The sequence below is a fragment of the Corynebacterium liangguodongii genome (genome assembly GCF_003070865.1).
Classification (GTDB): domain Bacteria; phylum Actinomycetota; class Actinomycetes; order Mycobacteriales; family Mycobacteriaceae; genus Corynebacterium; species Corynebacterium liangguodongii.
This window is the reverse complement of record NZ_CP026948.1, coordinates 1,095,946-1,113,203: the sequence shown is the minus strand read 5'-3', so window position 1 is coordinate 1,113,203 and position 17,258 is coordinate 1,095,946. Positions and strand designations below refer to the sequence as shown.

General features: G+C 64.3%; 12 protein-coding genes and 3 rRNA genes. All 15 read right to left on the bottom strand.

Going from position 1 to position 17,258, the window contains the following annotated elements; genetic code table 11:
• Nucleotide 1: 1 nt before the first annotated feature.
• The 15 genes from C3E79_RS05305 to C3E79_RS05235 all read right to left on the bottom strand — a co-directional run bounded on the left by C3E79_RS05305 (nt 2) and on the right by C3E79_RS05235 (nt 17,224).
• The gene (locus C3E79_RS05305) at nt 2-763 is read right to left on the bottom strand and encodes a copper transporter (RefSeq protein ID WP_108403977.1); all 762 of its coding nucleotides are present in this window, start codon (nt 761-763) and stop codon (nt 2-4) included.
• Entirely contained in the window at nt 764-1,939 is a 1,176-nt protein-coding gene (steA, locus tag C3E79_RS05300) for a putative cytokinetic ring protein SteA (RefSeq protein ID WP_108403976.1), read from the bottom strand. It abuts the gene before it with no gap.
• Between the two features lie 31 nt (nt 1,940-1,970).
• Nucleotides 1,971-3,719 (bottom strand): DNA repair protein RecN, encoded by a 1,749-nt coding sequence (recN, locus tag C3E79_RS05295; RefSeq protein ID WP_108403975.1) that lies wholly within the window; start codon nt 3,717-3,719, stop codon nt 1,971-1,973.
• 4 nt (nt 3,720-3,723) lie between these two features.
• Nucleotides 3,724-4,644, bottom strand: coding sequence for an NAD kinase (locus C3E79_RS05290; protein WP_108403974.1), 921 nt, complete (start codon nt 4,642-4,644; stop codon nt 3,724-3,726).
• Between the two features lie 3 nt (nt 4,645-4,647).
• On the bottom strand, nt 4,648-5,472 hold the full coding sequence (locus C3E79_RS05285) for a TlyA family RNA methyltransferase (RefSeq protein WP_108403973.1): 825 nt from the start codon (nt 5,470-5,472) through the stop codon (nt 4,648-4,650).
• 17 nt (nt 5,473-5,489) lie between these two features.
• Nucleotides 5,490-5,657, bottom strand: a complete 168-nt coding sequence (locus tag C3E79_RS05280) for a hypothetical protein (RefSeq protein WP_158268471.1) — start codon at nt 5,655-5,657, stop codon at nt 5,490-5,492.
• A gap of 5 nt (nt 5,658-5,662) precedes the next feature.
• On the bottom strand, nt 5,663-6,655 hold the full coding sequence (locus tag C3E79_RS05275; RefSeq protein ID WP_108403971.1) for an HAD-IIA family hydrolase: 993 nt from the start codon (nt 6,653-6,655) through the stop codon (nt 5,663-5,665).
• A 1-nt stretch (nt 6,656) separates the two neighbouring features.
• Nucleotides 6,657-7,412: a tetratricopeptide repeat protein gene (locus C3E79_RS05270; protein ID WP_235840560.1), complete on the bottom strand. Its 756-nt coding sequence runs from the start codon at nt 7,410-7,412 to the stop codon at nt 6,657-6,659.
• A gap of 103 nt (nt 7,413-7,515) precedes the next feature.
• Nucleotides 7,516-7,633 (bottom strand): 5S ribosomal RNA (rrf, locus tag C3E79_RS05265).
• An 84-nt stretch (nt 7,634-7,717) separates the two neighbouring features.
• Nucleotides 7,718-10,797 (bottom strand): 23S ribosomal RNA (locus C3E79_RS05260).
• Nucleotides 10,798-11,131: 334 nt separating this feature from the next.
• A 16S ribosomal RNA gene (locus tag C3E79_RS05255) occupies nt 11,132-12,651 on the bottom strand.
• The 16S, 23S and 5S rRNA genes sit together here, the layout of an rRNA operon.
• 439 nt (nt 12,652-13,090) lie before the next feature.
• On the bottom strand, nt 13,091-14,356 hold the full coding sequence (tyrS, locus tag C3E79_RS05250) for a tyrosine--tRNA ligase (RefSeq protein ID WP_108403970.1): 1,266 nt from the start codon (nt 14,354-14,356) through the stop codon (nt 13,091-13,093).
• Nucleotides 14,357-14,393: 37 nt separating this feature from the next.
• Nucleotides 14,394-14,570, bottom strand: coding sequence for a Trm112 family protein (locus C3E79_RS05245; protein WP_108403969.1), 177 nt, complete (start codon nt 14,568-14,570; stop codon nt 14,394-14,396).
• A complete protein-coding gene (gene argH / locus C3E79_RS05240; protein WP_108403968.1) occupies nt 14,567-16,021 on the bottom strand; it encodes an argininosuccinate lyase in 1,455 nt (484 codons plus the stop codon). Before argH ends, C3E79_RS05245 begins: the two co-directional genes overlap by 4 nt.
• Complete coding sequence (locus C3E79_RS05235; protein ID WP_108403967.1) at nt 16,022-17,224, bottom strand: argininosuccinate synthase; 1,203 nt, start codon at nt 17,222-17,224, stop codon at nt 16,022-16,024.
• Nucleotides 17,225-17,258 lie beyond the last annotated feature (34 nt).

Below are 17,258 nucleotides of genomic sequence, written 5' to 3'. Positions count from 1 at the left end.
CCTACCGTAGCGCGAAGATCGTGGCCACGCGCCCCGCCTCGGTCTCCGCCGGCGTGGTGCCCGCGCCCACGCCGGACACCGCGATATGCGCCCCGCCCTCCTTGTAGCCAGCCGCGACATCCTCGAGGAGCTTCGCGCCGAAGGTGGAGCCGGCATCCGGCGCCGTCATCAGCACCGCCGCGTCGGCTGCGCCAACCTCGGCGGGGTCGTACTCGATAAAGCCGGCCACGGCCAACGAGTCCAAGAGGAAGGCGCGGTCCTGCTCGTCCGCGGAAGCCGGGTCGAGCGCGGCCGCGAGCGCCTGGCCGGCGTGCGTGCCCGGAGAGCGGTTATCCACCGAGAGCTGCGCCCCGGCGGGGAGCGTCTGGGCGATCATCGCGCTGAGCTCGTTCGCCGCGTCCTGGGAGGTGAACTTCTCCGTGAGGGTGATCGTCCCCGCGCTTGTGGCTCCGGCGATGTTGAGCAGCCAGCGCTGCTTGTCCACCACGTCATCGGGCACGCCCTTGTCGCGCACGATGACCACCGTGCGGCCCTCGAGCACGCCTTCGACCATGGCCTCCGAGCCCTGGGCGAGCAGCGAGTTCGCGGCCTCCGCGCGCTCGGAGGCGGCCTCCGCAGCCTCCGTATCCACCGCATCAGCGGCGGCGCCCCCTTCGGTGGGCATCGCAGGGGCGATCAACGCCACCCCGAGGGCTAGTCCCGCGGCCAGGCCCCAACCGAGGCCGGCTGCAACAAGACCCGGGCTTGATGTGCGACGGCTCATTTAGTCGAACCACCCCTGGACGCGCGTGAGAATCTGGGCCCACGTATCGGCCAGGTTCTCCCCAAACTCGCCTGGCCCGCCCAGGCCGACGATGAGGATCATGCTGGCCACGGCGACGAGCAGGCCGAGGATCGCCCACGCCCAGGCCACGCCAGAGGGCGAATCAATCCGGTAGAGCTCCTCGATGACGGAGGCGTCCACGAGGCGCCGGCCCGCCTTGAGCCGCGCCAGGAGGGCGGCCGGGGATGCCTGGCCGGGCGCCGCGAAGAGCTGATCGAGGTCGACGGCGCCGCCGAGGGTGACAATGAGCTCGGCGTCGTGGAACGCCGCGAGCAGGATCGCCAGGTCGGTCGGAGACTGGGTCGCCGCCGGGAAGGTCATCGCTCCCACGCCCAAATCCTGGATCCGCTCAAGCCCCGCGGCGTGTCCGTCGGGGTCCGCCGGCAAAATCACCCGGGCTCCGCTGCGCAGCGCCTCGGCGGAGATGTCCGCCGGGTCTCCGACGATGAACTCGAGGTCGTGGCCGAGGTCGACGAGGGTGTCGGCCGCCACACCCACGCCGATGATCACCGGGGAATACTCGCGGATGAAGTTGCGCATCCTGCTCAGGCGCTCGCGCAGCTCGCCCTCCGGCGCGACGACGAGAACCTTCCTGCCCGCCATCGTGTCGCCGAGCTCGGGCACACCGACGCCGTCGACAAGCAGCGGCGATTCCGCACGGATGAATTCGATCGTGTTGCCGAAGTACGCCTCCATGTGGTCGATGAGGCCCTCCTGAGCGGCGGCAAAGCTCGCGTCCACGTCGGCGCGGTCGACGAACTCGCCGACCCCGGCTGCCTTCTTGCCCACCGAAATAGTGCCGTCGGCGGCGATCGTCGCCTTCTTTCCGTTGCGGAGCAGCGTGCGCGATTGCCCCCCGACTGCCTCGACGAGCGGGATGGAGGCGTCGAGAAGCAGGTGGGTGCCGTAATTGGGGACGGTGCCCGAGGAGAAGCGTTGCAGGTTGACCACCGCGGCGGGCTTGGCGGCGACGAGCAGCTCCGCCTGGCGGCGCGGCATGTCTTGCGTATCGACGACCGCGATCTCGCCTGCACCGAGCTTGCGCGCCGTCGGCTGCGCGGTGAGGTCGCGGAGACGCCCCTGGACGGTGCGTACTTCGGGAGAATTGACAGTCATGGGCCCTATTATGCAGCGCCCACCAGCTAATTTAGGTAAGGCGCGCTGGCTGTCTCATCTGCCGGATCTCGCCGCGGGCGCGCTCGCGAAGTTCCTGGGCGTGCGCGCGGCCGGTGGCGGAATCATCCATCCCGGCGAGCATGCGCGCGAGCTCCTCGACGCGCTGCTCGTCATCCAACGTAAACACGCCGGAGGTCACGGCGTCGTCGCCGACATGCTTGGACACGTGCAGGTGCGTATCCGCGTAGGCCGCGACCTGCGGCAGGTGCGTGACCACGATGACCTGGTTGTGGGTGGCCAGCCGCGCAAGCCTGCGGCCGATCTCCACGGCGGCGCGCCCGCCGACGCCGGCGTCGACCTCATCGAACACGAGCGTCGCGCCGCTGCTCGAGCCGCTGAGCACGACCTCGAGCGCGAGCATGACGCGGGAGAGCTCACCGCCGGAGGCGCTCGTGGCCAGCGGCTGCGGCTCAATCTTGGCCGCTGGGGCGAGCTTGAGCTCGACCGCATCCGCCCCGTCGCGGGTGTAGTCCTGGTGCGAGATCTCGACAGTGAATACGGCCTTCGGCATCGCCAGGCCATGGAGTTCCGCGGTCACGCGCTCCTCGAGCTTACGGGCCGCCGCGGTGCGCGCCTGCGTGAGCGCCCCCGCCCGCGCCTCCATCTCCTGGGCAAGCCGGCCCACCTGCTCGCGCAGCTCCTCGATGGCTTCGGCGGAGGTATCGATCTTCACCAGCCTCCGCGCGGCCTTCGCCCGCCACGCGTTGACGCCGGTGGCGTCGGGGGCGTACTTGCGGGTCAGGGCCTTAATGTCCTGCTGGCGGCTGAGCAGGCGGTCGAGCTCCTCGGCGTCATCAGGCAGCCCGGCGACGAAGCTGCCGAGCTCGGCGGAGACCTCGGAGAGCGTGGCGGCGACGTCCGTGAGGCGCGCACCGAGCTCTTTGAGCTCGGCATCGCTCGACGTTTCCAGCGCGTTCGCCGCCGCCCCGACCAGGGTTGAGGCGGCCGCCTCGTCGCCTGCGGGGGCGTAGCCGCCCGCGGCCTCCGCCCCGTCGATGGCTCGCAGCGCCTCCCGCGCGGCATCGCGCAGCGTATCGACATCCTGGAGGCGGTTAATAGTGGCGACGAGGTCCTCGTCCTCCCCGTCTGCCGGGGAGACCGCGTCGATCTCGTTGATCGCAAACTTCAATCGGTCGACCTCTTGCGCCAACTCGCGGTGCTTCTCGGTGCGTTCCCGGAGGTCCTTGGCGGCCGCGCGCCACGCGCGCCACGCGGAGCGGTAGTCCACGAGCCGGGATGCGATCGCGCCGTCGAAGCGGTCGAGCGCGGCGAGCTGCTCCTCGGGAGCGAGCAGGCGCAGCTGGTCGTTTTGCCCGTGGATGGTCAAAAGGTGGCCGGAGAATTCCCCGAGCGTGGACGCCGGGACGGTGCGCCCGCCGATGTGCGCCTTGGAGCGCCCCGTGGCGCGCACGGAGCGAGAGACGAGGAATTCGCCGTTCTCATCCGCCTCGGCCCCGGCGGCCTCCGCGATCTCGCGCGCCGCCTCGGCGGAGTGGGCGTCGAGCCCGGCGAGGTCGAAGGCGCCCTCAACGATCGCCTGCTCGGCGCCGGCGCGCACGCGCGAGGCATCCGCGCGGGCCCCGCCGATGAGGCGGAGGCTGGATACCACCATGGTCTTGCCTGCGCCGGTCTCACCCGTGAGCACCGTGAGCCCGGGCGAGAGCTCGGCTGAGGCGCGCGAGATGACGCCGAGGTTTTCTATCGAGAGTTCTTTGAGCATGCAGCTACTTCTTCAGCGGGCCGCGCCACCCGGCGACCGGAAGTTGGAACTTGTGCACGAGGCGGTCCGTGAAGGGGTGCTCGTCGAGGCGCACCCAGCGCACGGGCCGGCGACCGCGAACCGCCTCGACGCGCGAACCGGGCGGCATCTCGATGGTACGGCAGCCGTCGAGGACCACGTTGGCCTGCCCCGTGCCGGAGACGGATTCGACGGCCACGAGCGAGCGCGGCGAGACGACGAGCGGCTTGGTAAAGAGGGCGTGGGCGTTATTCGGCACCACGAGCAGCGCCTCCACCTCGGGCCACATCACGGGCCCTCCCGCGGCGAACGCGTAGGCGGTGGAGCCGGTGGGGGTGGAGATGAGCACGCCGTCGCACCCGAACGACGACACCGGGCGGTAGTCCACCTCGAGGGTGGCGTCCATCACGCGGGTGCGGTTGACGTTTTCGATGCTGGCCTCGTTGAGCGCCCAGCCCTTGCCAATCTCGTTGTTGCCCGAATCCATCACCACGACATCGAGCGTCATGCGGTCTTCGATGCGGTAAGTGCGGTCAATGACCCGCCCGATAGCCTCGTCCAGGCTCTCTTGCTCCCATTCGGCGAGGAAGCCGACGTGCCCCAGGTTAATTCCCAGCACGGGTACGTCCTGTGCGTGCGCGTAGTCCGCCGCTCGCAAAAATGTCCCGTCCCCGCCGAGCACGAGGACGAGCTCGCAGCCGGCCGCGGCCTCGGGCCCTCCCTCGACGCGGTCGAGTCGCTGCAGCGCGGGCTCGTCGTCGACGGGGCCCATGCGCTTTTGGTCGAGGAGCCTGACCTCGATGCCGGCCTGACAGAGCAGCTCCGCCGCCCGCGCCGCCGCAGAGATGTTGCCCGTGCGGTAGGTGTGCGGGACGAGGAGGATCGTGCGCTCGTTGATACCGGTCATCAGCTATTGGGGTCCTTCCTCGACGGCGCGCGTCACCAGTGCGGTCAGTTCGGCGTCGTCAAGCGTGGATGCTCCTTGGTCTTTGACGAGCCATAGGAAGTATTCTACGTTGCCGCTCGGGCCCGGCAGCGGGGAGGCGACCGCACCCCGCGCGCTCAGCCCCAGCGACTGGGCGAAGCGCGCGACCTCAAGCGTCGCATCGAGGCGAAGCTGCGGGTCGCGCACCACCCCGCCGGCGCCGAGGCGGTCCTTGCCCACCTCGAACTGCGGCTTGACCATGGGCAGGAGGTCAGCGCCCTCCCTCACGCAGGACGCGATCGTGGGGAGCACCAGCTTAAGCGAGATAAACGAGAGGTCTCCGACCATGAGATCGGCCGGGCCGCCCATCAACTCCGGGGTAAGGGTGCGGATGTTCGTGCGGTCGAGCACGCGCACCCGCTCGTCGTTTTGCAGGCGCCACACGAGCTGCCCGTAGCCGACGTCGACGGCGATGACCTCCGAGGCGCCGCGCGCGAGCAGGACGTCGGTAAACCCGCCCGTCGAGGCCCCAGCATCGAGGGCACGCCGCTTATCGACGCTCAATCCCGCCTCCCCGAACACCTCGAGCGCCCCGATGAGCTTGTGCGCGCCGCGGGAGGCCCACGCGTCGACCCCGTCCGTGTTCACCTTGATCGAGGCCTCTGGCTCCACCACGGTCGCGGGCTTGCTCGCCGTAAACCCGCCGACCTCAACCCGGCCGGCCTTGATCCACTCCTGCGCCTGCTCCCGCGAACGGGCGAGCTTGCGCCTCACCAGCTCGGCGTCGAGCCTCCTGCGCCCTGGGGCCATCTCGGTTCCTCCTTCTCTTAGTCGGACTTCAGCGCCTCGCTGAGCACCTCGTGCGCGCGCTCAAGTAACGCCGCTTCCTTCGCCGGGGTCGAGGCGTCGGCCGCGAGGATCGCACGGACGCGGGCGGTGAGCTGGGCGGGATCGATGCCTGGGCTTCGCGGGTCGCGGGGAACGGGGCTGTGCACGGCCGCTACCACCACGCCTGCAAAGCTCGCTCGGCGGCGCCGGAGGCCGCGACGACCTCGCCGGTGAATCCATCGCCCCGCCAGGCCACCTCGAGCACGGTGCGCAGCGCGTCGATGGGGGTTGCGTCCTCCGCGCCGCCGCCGAGCGAGATGTCATGACCCCGCGCGGTGGCCGTAAACCCGCCCTGGGCGCCCGGTGCCAAACGCTCCGCGGGCTGCCCGATCTCGAGGAGCGACTCGGCAACATAGGTGGGCCGCAGCGCCGGGGGTGCGGCAACGAGGTCCCACGGCCCCGATACCCCTGTGAGCACGTGCAGCGACGGCACATCGGATGCCACCGCACCCGCGATGTCCGTATCCAACCTATCTCCCACCGCAAGCGGTCTCGTTGCGCCGGCCCGCTCGGCGGCCTGGACAAACATCGCAGGTCCGGGCTTGCCGGCCACATCGGGAACCACCCCTGTCGCAGACGTCACCGCCGCCACCATCGAGCCGTTGCCGACGAGGAGGCCGCGCGGGGATGGCAGGGTCGTATCCACGTTCGAGGCGATGTATCGCGCGCCCGCGCGGATTGCCAGCGCTGCCTCCGAAAGTTCGCGCCAGCCGGTGGACGGGTTGTGCCCGTGCAAAACCACCGTGGGGCGCTCATCCGCGGAGGACACGACCCGGAAACCGGATTCGCTGGCGAGCTGCGCGAACGACTCCGCGCCGACGACGAGGACTGGGTCGCCGGCCGCGGCGTGCTGGGAGGCCAGCGCCACGGCCGCCTGTGCGGACGTGACGACCTGTTCAGGGCGCACGTCGAGCCCGATGCCGCGCAGCAACGAAGCAACCTCGCCCGAGCCGCGGGAGGCGTTGTTCGTGATAAACATCGCCGTAAGCCCGCTGCCCGAAATGGCGTCCACCGCACCCGGGATGGCGCGCTGGCCGGACCAGACAGTTCCGTCGAGGTCGAGCAGGAGGGCGTCGACAATCGAGCTCAGCGGGGCGGTGCTCACCCTACTTCAGCTCCTCAACCCGAACGGACGCGTCCGTCTCGCCGTTGTCGATCTCAGCGACGTGGGAAAACCACCTCGCCGCCTCCGACCGACGGCCCACGGCGAGCAAGGCATCGGCATAAGCGTAGCCAAGGCGGGCGCCCTCCGGATCCTTCGCGTCGAGGGAGGGATCGAAGCGCTGGAGCGTCGCCAGCGCGGACTCGTGCTGGCCGAGGTCGTGGCGGGCACCCGCCAGAACGATTCCGAGCTCGATCTGGCCCTGTCGGTCCAGCTCGAGCGCCTCGGGCGTGCGGCCGATCTCCAGTGCCTTCTCCGGGCGCCCGAGGCCGCGCTCGCAATCGGCCATGACCGCGAGCAGACCGGGCCCGCCTAGCATCCGGCGCGCGGCGCGCAACTCGGAGATGGCCTCTTTCCACTCGCCGGCGTGATAGGCAACGATGCCGTTGGTTTCCCTCACCACACCCACCCGGCCGGCGCGCTCCTTCGCGGCACGGGCGTGGCGCAATGCGGCCTGCGGCGAGTCTTCTAACAAGTTCAAAGCCATAATCATGTGCTTGGCCACCCGGTCAGCGTTATCCTTCGACAACACCCGCAGGTCTTGGAGCACGGAAGGGTCAAGCTCGCGCACATCGATATCATCCGGCAGATCCGGCTCGGAGAGCTTCTTGTGAATTCTCTCTTCGCGGTAACCCTGCCGCTGCGGCCCCACGCGGGAACCGCCGCGCGGCCGGCCGCGCGATCCGTTATCTCCACTCATGTCTAATGCCCTTCCTCGAGATCCACTCCATTATAGGGTGTGTCGCCGCATGCAAAAACGGCCCGCCGTGGTGGTGGGCCGTTTTTGTGGTGTGAAGTTGTTGGGTCGGCGGTAACTTACTCTCCCACCCCCTCCCGGGGGCAGTACCATCAGCGCGGGCGGGCTTAGCTTCCGGGTTCGGAATGGGTCCGGGCGTTTCCCCGCCGCCATCAACCACCGACACACTTTGTGGGGTCACAATATGGTGTTGTTGTGGTGTGTCAGATACTGCATAGTGGACGCGTGCACCCCTTTGTTGTGGGGGTTTTTGTGTGTATTGGTGTATTAGTACCAGTCACCTCCGACAGTTGCCTGTCTTCCAGATCTGGCCTATCAACCCCATCGTCTGTGGGGAACCTCGAGCGAAACCTCATCTTAAAACAGGCTTCCCGCTTAGATGCTTTCAGCGGTTATCCCTCCCGTACGTAGCCAACCAGCCATGCTCCTGGCGGAACAACTGGCACACCAGAGGTACGTCCGTCCCGGTCCTCTCGTACTAGGGACAGCCTTCTTCAAGTTTCTGCGCGCGCGGCGGATAGAGACCGAACTGTCTCACGACGTTCTGAACCCAGCTCGCGTGCCGCTTTAATGGGCGAACAGCCCAACCCTTGGGACCTACTCCAGCCCCAGGATGCGACGAGCCGACATCGAGGTGCCAAACCATCCCGTCGATATGGACTCTTGGGGAAGATCAGCCTGTTATCCCCGGGGTACCTTTTATCCGTTGAGCGACACCACTTCCACACGTTGGTGCCGGATCACTAGTCCCGACTTTCGTCCCTGCTCGACATGTTCGTCTCACAGTCAAGCTCCCTTGTGCACTTACACTCTAAAGACCTGATTGCCAACCAGGCTGAGGGAACCTTTGGGCGCCTCCGTTACTCTTTGGGAGGCAACCGCCCCAGTTAAACTACCCACCAGGCACTGTCCCCAACCCAGATCATGGGCCAAGGTTAAGGCCTCCACAACGGTCAGAGTGGTATTTCAACAACGACTCCACCACCACTAGCGTGACGGTTTCACAGTCTCCCACCTATCCTACACAAACCGCAGCGAAGACCAATACCAAGCTATAGTGAAGGTCCCGGGGTCTTTTCGTCCTGCCGCGCGAAACGAGCATCTTTACTCGTACTGCAATTTCACCGGGCCTGTGGTTGAGACAGCAGGGGAGTCGTTACGCCATTCGTGCAGGTCGGAACTTACCCGACAAGGAATTTCGCTACCTTAGGATGGTTATAGTTACCACCGCCGTTTACTGGGGCTTAAATTCTCCGCTTCGGGGCATACACCCCTAACAGGTCCTCTTAACCTTCCAGCACCGGGCAGGCGTCAGTCCGTATACATCAACATCACGTCTTCGCACGGACCTGTGTTTTTGATAAACAGTCGCTCCCCTCTATTCTCTGCGACCACCACCAGCAACCACCCGCACAGGGCAGCAACCAGCAGTGGTCCCCCTTCTCCCGAAGTTACGGGGATAATTTGCCGAGTTCCTTAACCACAGTTCACCCGACCGCCTTAGTATTCTCTACCTGACTACCTGTGTCGGTTTCGGGTACGGGCCGTATATAGACTCGCTAGAGGCTTTTCTCGACAGTCCAGGATCACTTACTTCACCCCCAACGGGGCTACGCATCACGCCTCACACATAGTGATCGCATGCATTTCACACACAATCGTGCCACACGCTTACACCACAATCCACTAAGCGGCTAAGCTACCTCACTGCGTCACCCCATCACTGTGCTACAACGATTCAGGCCCCACACCACACCACCGACAACCCCCACCAAAGATGGGGGCATAAGACAGTGATGCGGCACGGTTAGTATCACCGCGTCACACTTGGGCGCCTACACACGGGTACGGGAATATCAACCCGTTGACCATCGACTACGCCTGTCGGCCTCGCCTTAGGACCCGACTCACCCTGGGAAGACGAACTTGACCCAGGAACCCTTAGTCATCCGGCGGATAAGATTCTCACTTACCACTCGTTACTCATGCCTGCATTCTCACTCGCACACAGTCCACAACCCCTCACGGTACTGCTTCACCCCATGCACGACGCTCCCCTACCCATAGAACACTATGCCGCGGCTTCGGCGGTGTACTTGAGCCCCACTACATTGTCGGCGCGGAACCACTCGACCAGTGAGCTATTACGCACTCTTTCAAGGATGGCTGCTTCTAAGCCAACCTCCTGGCTGTCTTCGCGATCCCACATCCTTTTCCACTTAGTACACCCTTAGGGGCCTTAACCGGCGATCTGGGCTGTTTCCCTCTCGACTATGAAGCTTATCCCCCACAGTCTCACTGCTATAGACCACTTCACCGGCATTCGGAGTTTGGCTGACATTGCTAAGATGATAGTCCCGCTCAACCAACCAGTAGCTCTACCTCCGGCAAGCTGCTATAACGCTGCACCTAAATGCATTTCGGGGAGAACCAGCTATCACGGAGTTTGATTGGCCTTTCACCCCTACCCACAACTCATCCCCTCAGTTTTCAACCTAAGTGGGTTCGCGCCTCCACAACCTCTTACAGCTGCTTCACACTGGCCATGGGTAGATCACCCCGCTTCGGGTCCAGGACATGCCACTACACCACCCTCTTCGGATTCGCTTTCGCTACGACTACCCCACACAACGGGTTAACCTCGCGACATGCCGCTGACTCGCAGGCTCATTCTTCAAAAGGCACGCCATCACACACACGAGGTGCTCTGACGGATTGACAGCGCACGGTTTCAGGAACTATTTCACTCCCCTCCCGGGGTACTTTTCACCATTCCCTCACGGTACTATCCACTATCGGTCACACTGAGTATTTAGGCTTACCGGGTGGTCCCGGCAGATTCACAACAGATTCCACGAGCCCGCTGCTACTCGGGACACAACACACGAAGCAGCATCACGCGTTCACGTACAGGGGCTCTCACCCACTACGGCGCACCATCCCAAGTGACTTCCGCTCACGCAACACCACCACGCCCAAGGTCAGCAGCCCCCAGACAGTCATATCCCACAACCCCACACACGCAACCCCTGCCAGGTATCACACGCACATGGTTTAGCCTCATCCACGTTCGCTCGCCGCTACTAGCAGAATCATTATTATTTTCTTCTCCTACGGGTACTGAGATGTTTCACTTCCCCGCGTCACCCCCACACAAGCTATGAATTCACCTGCGGGTCACACCACACAACTGGTGCCAGGTTTCCCCATTCGGACATCCTCGGATCAACGCTCAATCGGCAACTCCCCGAGGCTTAACGCAGCCCTCCACGTCCTTCATCGGCTCAGCATGCCAAGGCATCCACCGTACGCCTTAAAAAACACACAAAAAACACAAGAATAAAGATGCTCGCGTCCACTATACAGTTCTCACACACCACACCCACCCCCACACACGAGGGAAGGCTCACACAGAAACAACACCACGTGCTGCCCCAGACACCCAACAGCATGCCAACGCCTTCACAACCAAGTCCTGCATGCACGCAACCAACCATCAGCCACACACCACAACCACAACCCCCACACTAAAACAGGGGGGTGATGCGCATCCACCTGGAATTTTTTTCAAAAAAGGTGGCAGCAACACACACGGCCACTCAACCACCACACACCCACCAACCCACAGGGCCAGCAGATGACACAAAAAACAAACTCCTTAGAAAGGAGGTGATCCAGCCGCACCTTCCGGTACGGCTACCTTGTTACGACTTCGTCCCAATCGCCGATCCCACCTTCGACAGCTCCCTAACACGTTTAGGCCACTGGCTTCGGGTGTTACCAACTTTCATGACGTGACGGGCGGTGTGTACAAGGCCCGGGAACGTATTCACCGCAGCATTGCTGATCTGCGATTACTAGCGACTCCGACTTCATGGGGTCGAGTTGCAGACCCCAATCCGAACTACGACCGGCTTTCAGCGATTAGCCCCACCTCACAGTGTCGCACACGCGCTGTACCGGCCATTGTAGCATGTGTGAAGCCCTGGACATAAGGGGCATGATGATTTGACGTCATCCCCACCTTCCTCCGAGTTAACCCCGGCAGTCTCTCATGAGTCCCCACCATCACGTGCTGGCAACATAAGACAAGGGTTGCGCTCGTTGCGGGACTTAACCCAACATCTCACGACACGAGCTGACGACAACCATGCACCACCTGTACACCAGCCACAAGGGAAACCACATCTCTGCGGCGATCCAGTGTATGTCAAGCCCAGGTAAGGTTCTTCGCGTTGCATCGAATTAATCCACATGCTCCGCCGCTTGTGCGGGCCCCCGTCAATTCCTTTGAGTTTTAGCCTTGCGGCCGTACTCCCCAGGCGGGGCGCTTAATGCGTTAGCTACGGCACAAACCCCGTGGAAGGGACTCACACCTAGCGCCCACCGTTTACGGCATGGACTACCAGGGTATCTAATCCTGTTCGCTACCCATGCTTTCGCTCCTCAGCGTCAGTTACTGCCCAGAGACCTGCCTTCGCCATCGGTGTTCCTCCTGATATCTGCGCATTTCACCGCTACACCAGGAATTCCAGTCTCCCCTACAGCACTCAAGTTATGCCCGTATCGCCTGCAGTCCCACAGTTAAGCCATGGACTTACACAAACGACGCGACAAACCACCTACGAGCTCTTTACGCCCAGTAATTCCGGACAACGCTCGCACCCTACGTATTACCGCGGCTGCTGGCACGTAGTTAGCCGGTGCTTCTTCTCCAGGTACCGTCACATACGCTTCGTCCCTAGCGAAAGGAGTTTACAACCCGAAGGCCGTCATCCCCCACGCGGCGTCGCTGCATCAGGCTTGCGCCCATTGTGCAATATTCCCCACTGCTGCCTCCCGTAGGAGTCTGGGCCGTATCTCAGTCCCAATGTGGCCGTACACCCTCTCAGGCCGGCTACCCGTCGACGCCTTGGTAGGCCATTACCCCACCAACAAGCTGATAGGCCGCGAGCTCATCCCATACCGCAAAAGCTTTCCACCACCCCATCCAAAAAGTGGTCATATCCGGTATTAGACCCAGTTTCCCAAGCTTATCCCGAAGTACAGGGCAGATCACCCACGTGTTACTCACCCGTTCGCCACTCGAGTACCACAGCAAGCTGTGGCCTTTCCGTTCGACTTGCATGTGTTAAGCACGCCGCCAGCGTTCATCCTGAGCCAGGATCAAACTCTCCACAAAAACATTTCAGCAGAAACATCAGGCCGTGAAAAGCCCAACCCCAACCAAAAACCAACCCCACAACAACAACAACAACATCACAGGGAAGGCCAAACAATCTTTCCATTCACGCAGCCAACAATCAACCACGCACCACAACCACACACAAGTGCAGCCACAAGCAGCATCGCCATCAAAAGTTCACGACACCACCACCAGCACACACCACAACCCACACACAAAGCATGAGCACGCAGCCACAGCACGCAACCAACAATCAACCACGCACACACAAAACAAAAAAGTACATTGGCACACTATCGAGTTCTCACACAACACACGCACACCAGCCAGACGTTAACCTCTCGGCAACCTCAACCGGCAGCGAAGACATACATTAACCACAACCACACACCAACACAAATCCCCAGCACAAACGGGGTAAATGCACGGCCATTGGCTAGGCTATGCGCGCACCAGCGAAGCTCTTCTTGCCGCGCCTGAGCACGAGCCACCGACCGTGCAGCAAGTCGCTTTCGTCGGGCTCCCATTCCTCGGTCTCGATACGCTCGTTGTTGACGTAGGCGCCGCCCTCCTTGACGGTGCGCCGCGCCGCCGCTTTAGAATCCGCCAGCTTGGTGGAAACGAGCAGGTCAACAATCGTGCGCGGGTCACCGGAAGCGATATCGGCAACCGTCGTCTCGGCCAGCGCGCCCGCCAGGGTCTGCTCGTCGAGCTCCGCGAGCTCCGCCCGGCCGAAGAGCGCCTGAGCGGCGAGCTCCACAGCTGTAGTTGCCTCTTGACCGTGGACCAACGTGGTCATCTCCTGGGCGAGCCGGCGCTGCGCCTGCCGCTTGTGCGGCTCGACGCGCACAGACTCTTCTAGCTCAGCGATGTCTTCTTGGCCCAAGAAGGTAAACCAACGCAGGTAGTCCACCACGACCTCGTCGCCCGCGTTGAGGAAGTACTGGTACCAGGAGTACGGCGAGGTCTTCTCCGGGTCGAGCCAGAGCTTGCCGCCCCCGGTGGACTTGCCAAACTTCTGCCCGGCAGCGTCCGTAACCAGCGGCACCGTCAGGGCGTGTACTTTCGCGCCCTCCACCCTGCGGACGAGGTCGACGCCGGAGACGATGTTGCCCCACTGGTCACCCCCGCCAATCTGCAGCACGCAGTCGTATTCCCGGTGAAGGTGGACGAAGTCGTTGGACTGCAGCAGCATGTAGGAGAACTCGGTATACGAGATCCCGTCGGACTCTAGGCGCCGCTTGACCACGTCACGGTCCAGCATGGTGTTGAGGGAGAAGTTCTTTCCCACGTCGCGGAGGAACTCGACGACGGACATCGTCATTGTCCAGTCTGCGTTGTTGACCAGCTCGGCGGGGTTGGAGCCGTCGAAACGCACGAAGCGGCGCAGCTGGCCGGCGATCGCTTCGACGTTGCGCGCGATGGTCTCCTCGTCGAGCATCGAGCGCTCGCCCACATCGCGCGGATCTCCGATCATGCCCGTAGCGCCGCCCGCGAGAAGGAGCGGGCGGTGGCCGAATTCCTGGAAGCGGCGCAGCATGATCATCGGCACGAGGTGGCCGGCGTGGAGCGAATCGCCGGTGGGATCGAAGCCGCAGTAGAGGGTGATGGGCCCGGCGCAGGCCTCGCGCAGCGCGTCGAGGTCCGTGGACTGGTTAATCAGCCCGCGCCACTGCAGCTCGTCGATGATGTTGTCTGACACTCTGGGATTTCCTTTGCTTCGTCGCAACGAGAGGGGTCTAGGAGCGCGGCCACGTCATCGCGTGGTCGACGAGCAAGACCGGGATACCGTCTTCAATCGGGTACGCCAGGCCGAGGCGAGGATTGACCAACACGTCGTCGTCCTCGAGGTAGTCCAGCGGGCCCTTATCCTGCGGGCACGCGAGCACCTCGAGGAGTTGCGGATCAAGACTCATGCGCCCGATCCTACCTCTACCGGGCGCACCGGCGTGTGCGCCCAGTCCCGCAGTGCGCTCGCAGTGGCGTCGATACGCTCGCGCTGCTCGGCAACCCGGACCTGGGCCGTGCCGCCCTTCGTCGAGCGAGAGGCGACCGCCCCTTCGACGGTGAGCACTTCGCGAACCTCCGGTGTGAGCCGCTCATCCACGCCCGCGAGCTCCTCGTCGGTGAGGTGGACGAGGTCGACTCCGCGCGACTCGGCGATGCGCACGCACGCGCCCGAGGCCTCGTGCGCCTCGCGGAAGGGAACGCCGCGGCGCACCATCCACTCCGCCAGGTCCGTCGCCAGGGTGTACCCGCGCGGGGCGAGCTCGCGCATGCGGTCGACGTGCACCGTCATGGTGGCAATCAGACCGGTCATCGCCGGCAGGAGCAGGTTGAGCTGGGCCACGGAATCCACGATGGGTTCCTTGTCCTCCTGCAGGTCGCGGTTATAGGCCAGCGGCTGCGCCTTGAGCGTGGCCAGCAGGCCGGTGAGGTTACCGATCAGCCTGCCGGTCTTGCCGCGCGTGAGCTCGGCGACATCGGGGTTTTTCTTCTGCGGCATGATCGACGACCCGGTCGACCAGGAGTCATCAAGCGAGATGTAGCCGTACTCGGGAGTGCACCAGTAGACAATCTCTTCGGCGAGCCGCGACATATCCACCGCGATCTGCGCGAGCACGAAGGCAGTCTCGGACGCAAAGTCGCGTGACGACGTCCCGTCGAGCGAATTCTCGCACGCGGAATCGAAGCCGAGCTCCAGCGCGATCGACTCGGGATCGAGCGCGAGCGACGAACCCGCCAGCGCGCCCGACCCGTAGGGAGAGACGGCCAGCCGCTTATCAAGGTCCTTCAGCCGCTCCACGTCGCGCAGCAGCGGGTGGGCGTGCGCGAGGATCTGGTGGGCGAAAAGCACGGGCTGCGCGGCCTGCGAGTGGGTCTTGCCCGGCATGATCGCCTCCGGGTGGGCCGCGGCTTGGGCCGAGAGCGCAGCGACGAGGTCTACGACCTGCGCTGCGATGTCCCGGATCGCGTCACGGCACCACATGCGAAACATCGTGGCCACCTGGTCGTTGCGCGAGCGCCCGGCTCGCAGCCGCCCGCCCAGCTCGGGGCCCACCCGGTCGATCAGTCCGCGCTCCATCGCGCCGTGGACGTCCTCGTCCGTCGGAAGCGGGCCAAAGGTGCCGTCGGCGACATCGCGGCCCAGCGCATCAAGCCCCTCGAGCATCGCCTCGAGCTGGTCGTGCGTGAGCAGTCCGGCACGGTGGAGCACCTTCGCGTGCGCCTTGGAGGCCAGCACGTCGTAGGGCGCGAGCACCCAGTCGAAATGGGTAGAGACCGACAGGGCGAACATCGCCTCGGCCGGCCCGCCGGAGAATCGCCCGCCCCACAGTGCACCCTCGTTGGTCTTGTGCTGCTCCATCTACTTGCCGGCCTCGCGGTCGCGCTTGTTGGCAATCTGGGAAGACAGGCCGTGCAGCCGCACGAAGCCCTTCGCCAGGGTCTGGTCGAAGGTATCGCCCGTGTCGTAGGTGGCGAGGTTGAAGTCGTAGAGCGAGTGGCTCGAGCGGCGCCCGTTGACCGTCGCGGTGCCGGCGTGGAGCACCATCCGGATATCCCCGGTGACGTGCTCCTGGGTGGACTCGATGAACGCATCGAGGGAGCGCTTCAGCGGGCCGAACCAGAGGCCGTCGTAGACCTCCTCGGACCAGCGGGCGTCGATAAGCCGCTTGTAGCGCGCCAGCTCGCGCTCCACCGTGACGTCCTCGAGAGCCTTGTGCGCGGTAATGAGCGTGACCGCGCCCGGCGCCTCGTAGACCTCGCGGGACTTGATCCCCACCAGGCGGTCCTCGACCATGTCGAGGCGGCCGATGCCCTGCGCGCCGGCCCGGCGGTTGAGCTCCTCGATTGCCTCAAGGACGGTCACGGGACGGCCGTCGATAGCCACGGGCTTGCCGCCCTCGAAGGAGATGATGACCTCGTCGGGGGCGTTGCCGATCGCCGGGTCCTCGGTGTAGGCGTAGAGGTCCTTGGTCGGCGGGTTCCACAGGTCCTCGAGGAATCCGGTTTCCACCGCGCGGCCCCAGACGTTCTGGTCGATGGAGAACGGCGAGGCGGCGGACTGCTCGATCGGCAGGTCCTTTCCCTCGGCGTACTCGATGGCCTTATCGCGGGTCCACGCGTAGTCGCGGGCGGGTGCGACGATTTCCAGGTCCGGGTCCTGGTTGAGGAATCCGACCTCGAAGCGGACCTGGTCGTTGCCCTTACCCGTGCAGCCGTGCGCGACGTGGGTGCCGCCGTGTTCCTGCGCCGCCTGCACGAGGTGCTTGACAATGAGCGGGCGCGAAATCGCGGAGACCAGCGGGTACTGGTTCATGTAGAGGCCGTTGGCCTTGATGGTGGGCAGGCAGTACCCCTCGGCGAACTCGTCCTTGGCGTCGATCACGATCGACTCCACGGCGCCGCAGTCGAGGGCGCGCTGGCGCACCGACTCCATATCCTCCCCGCCCTGGCCCAGGTCGAGAGAGACGGCGACGACCTCGCCGTCGATCATCTCGCCGAGGTAAGGGATGGCAACAGAGGTGTCGAGCCCCCCGGAATACGCGAGCACAACGCGGTTGGTCATCTGTAAATTCTCCTTCACGAATAGGGTGAGTCTG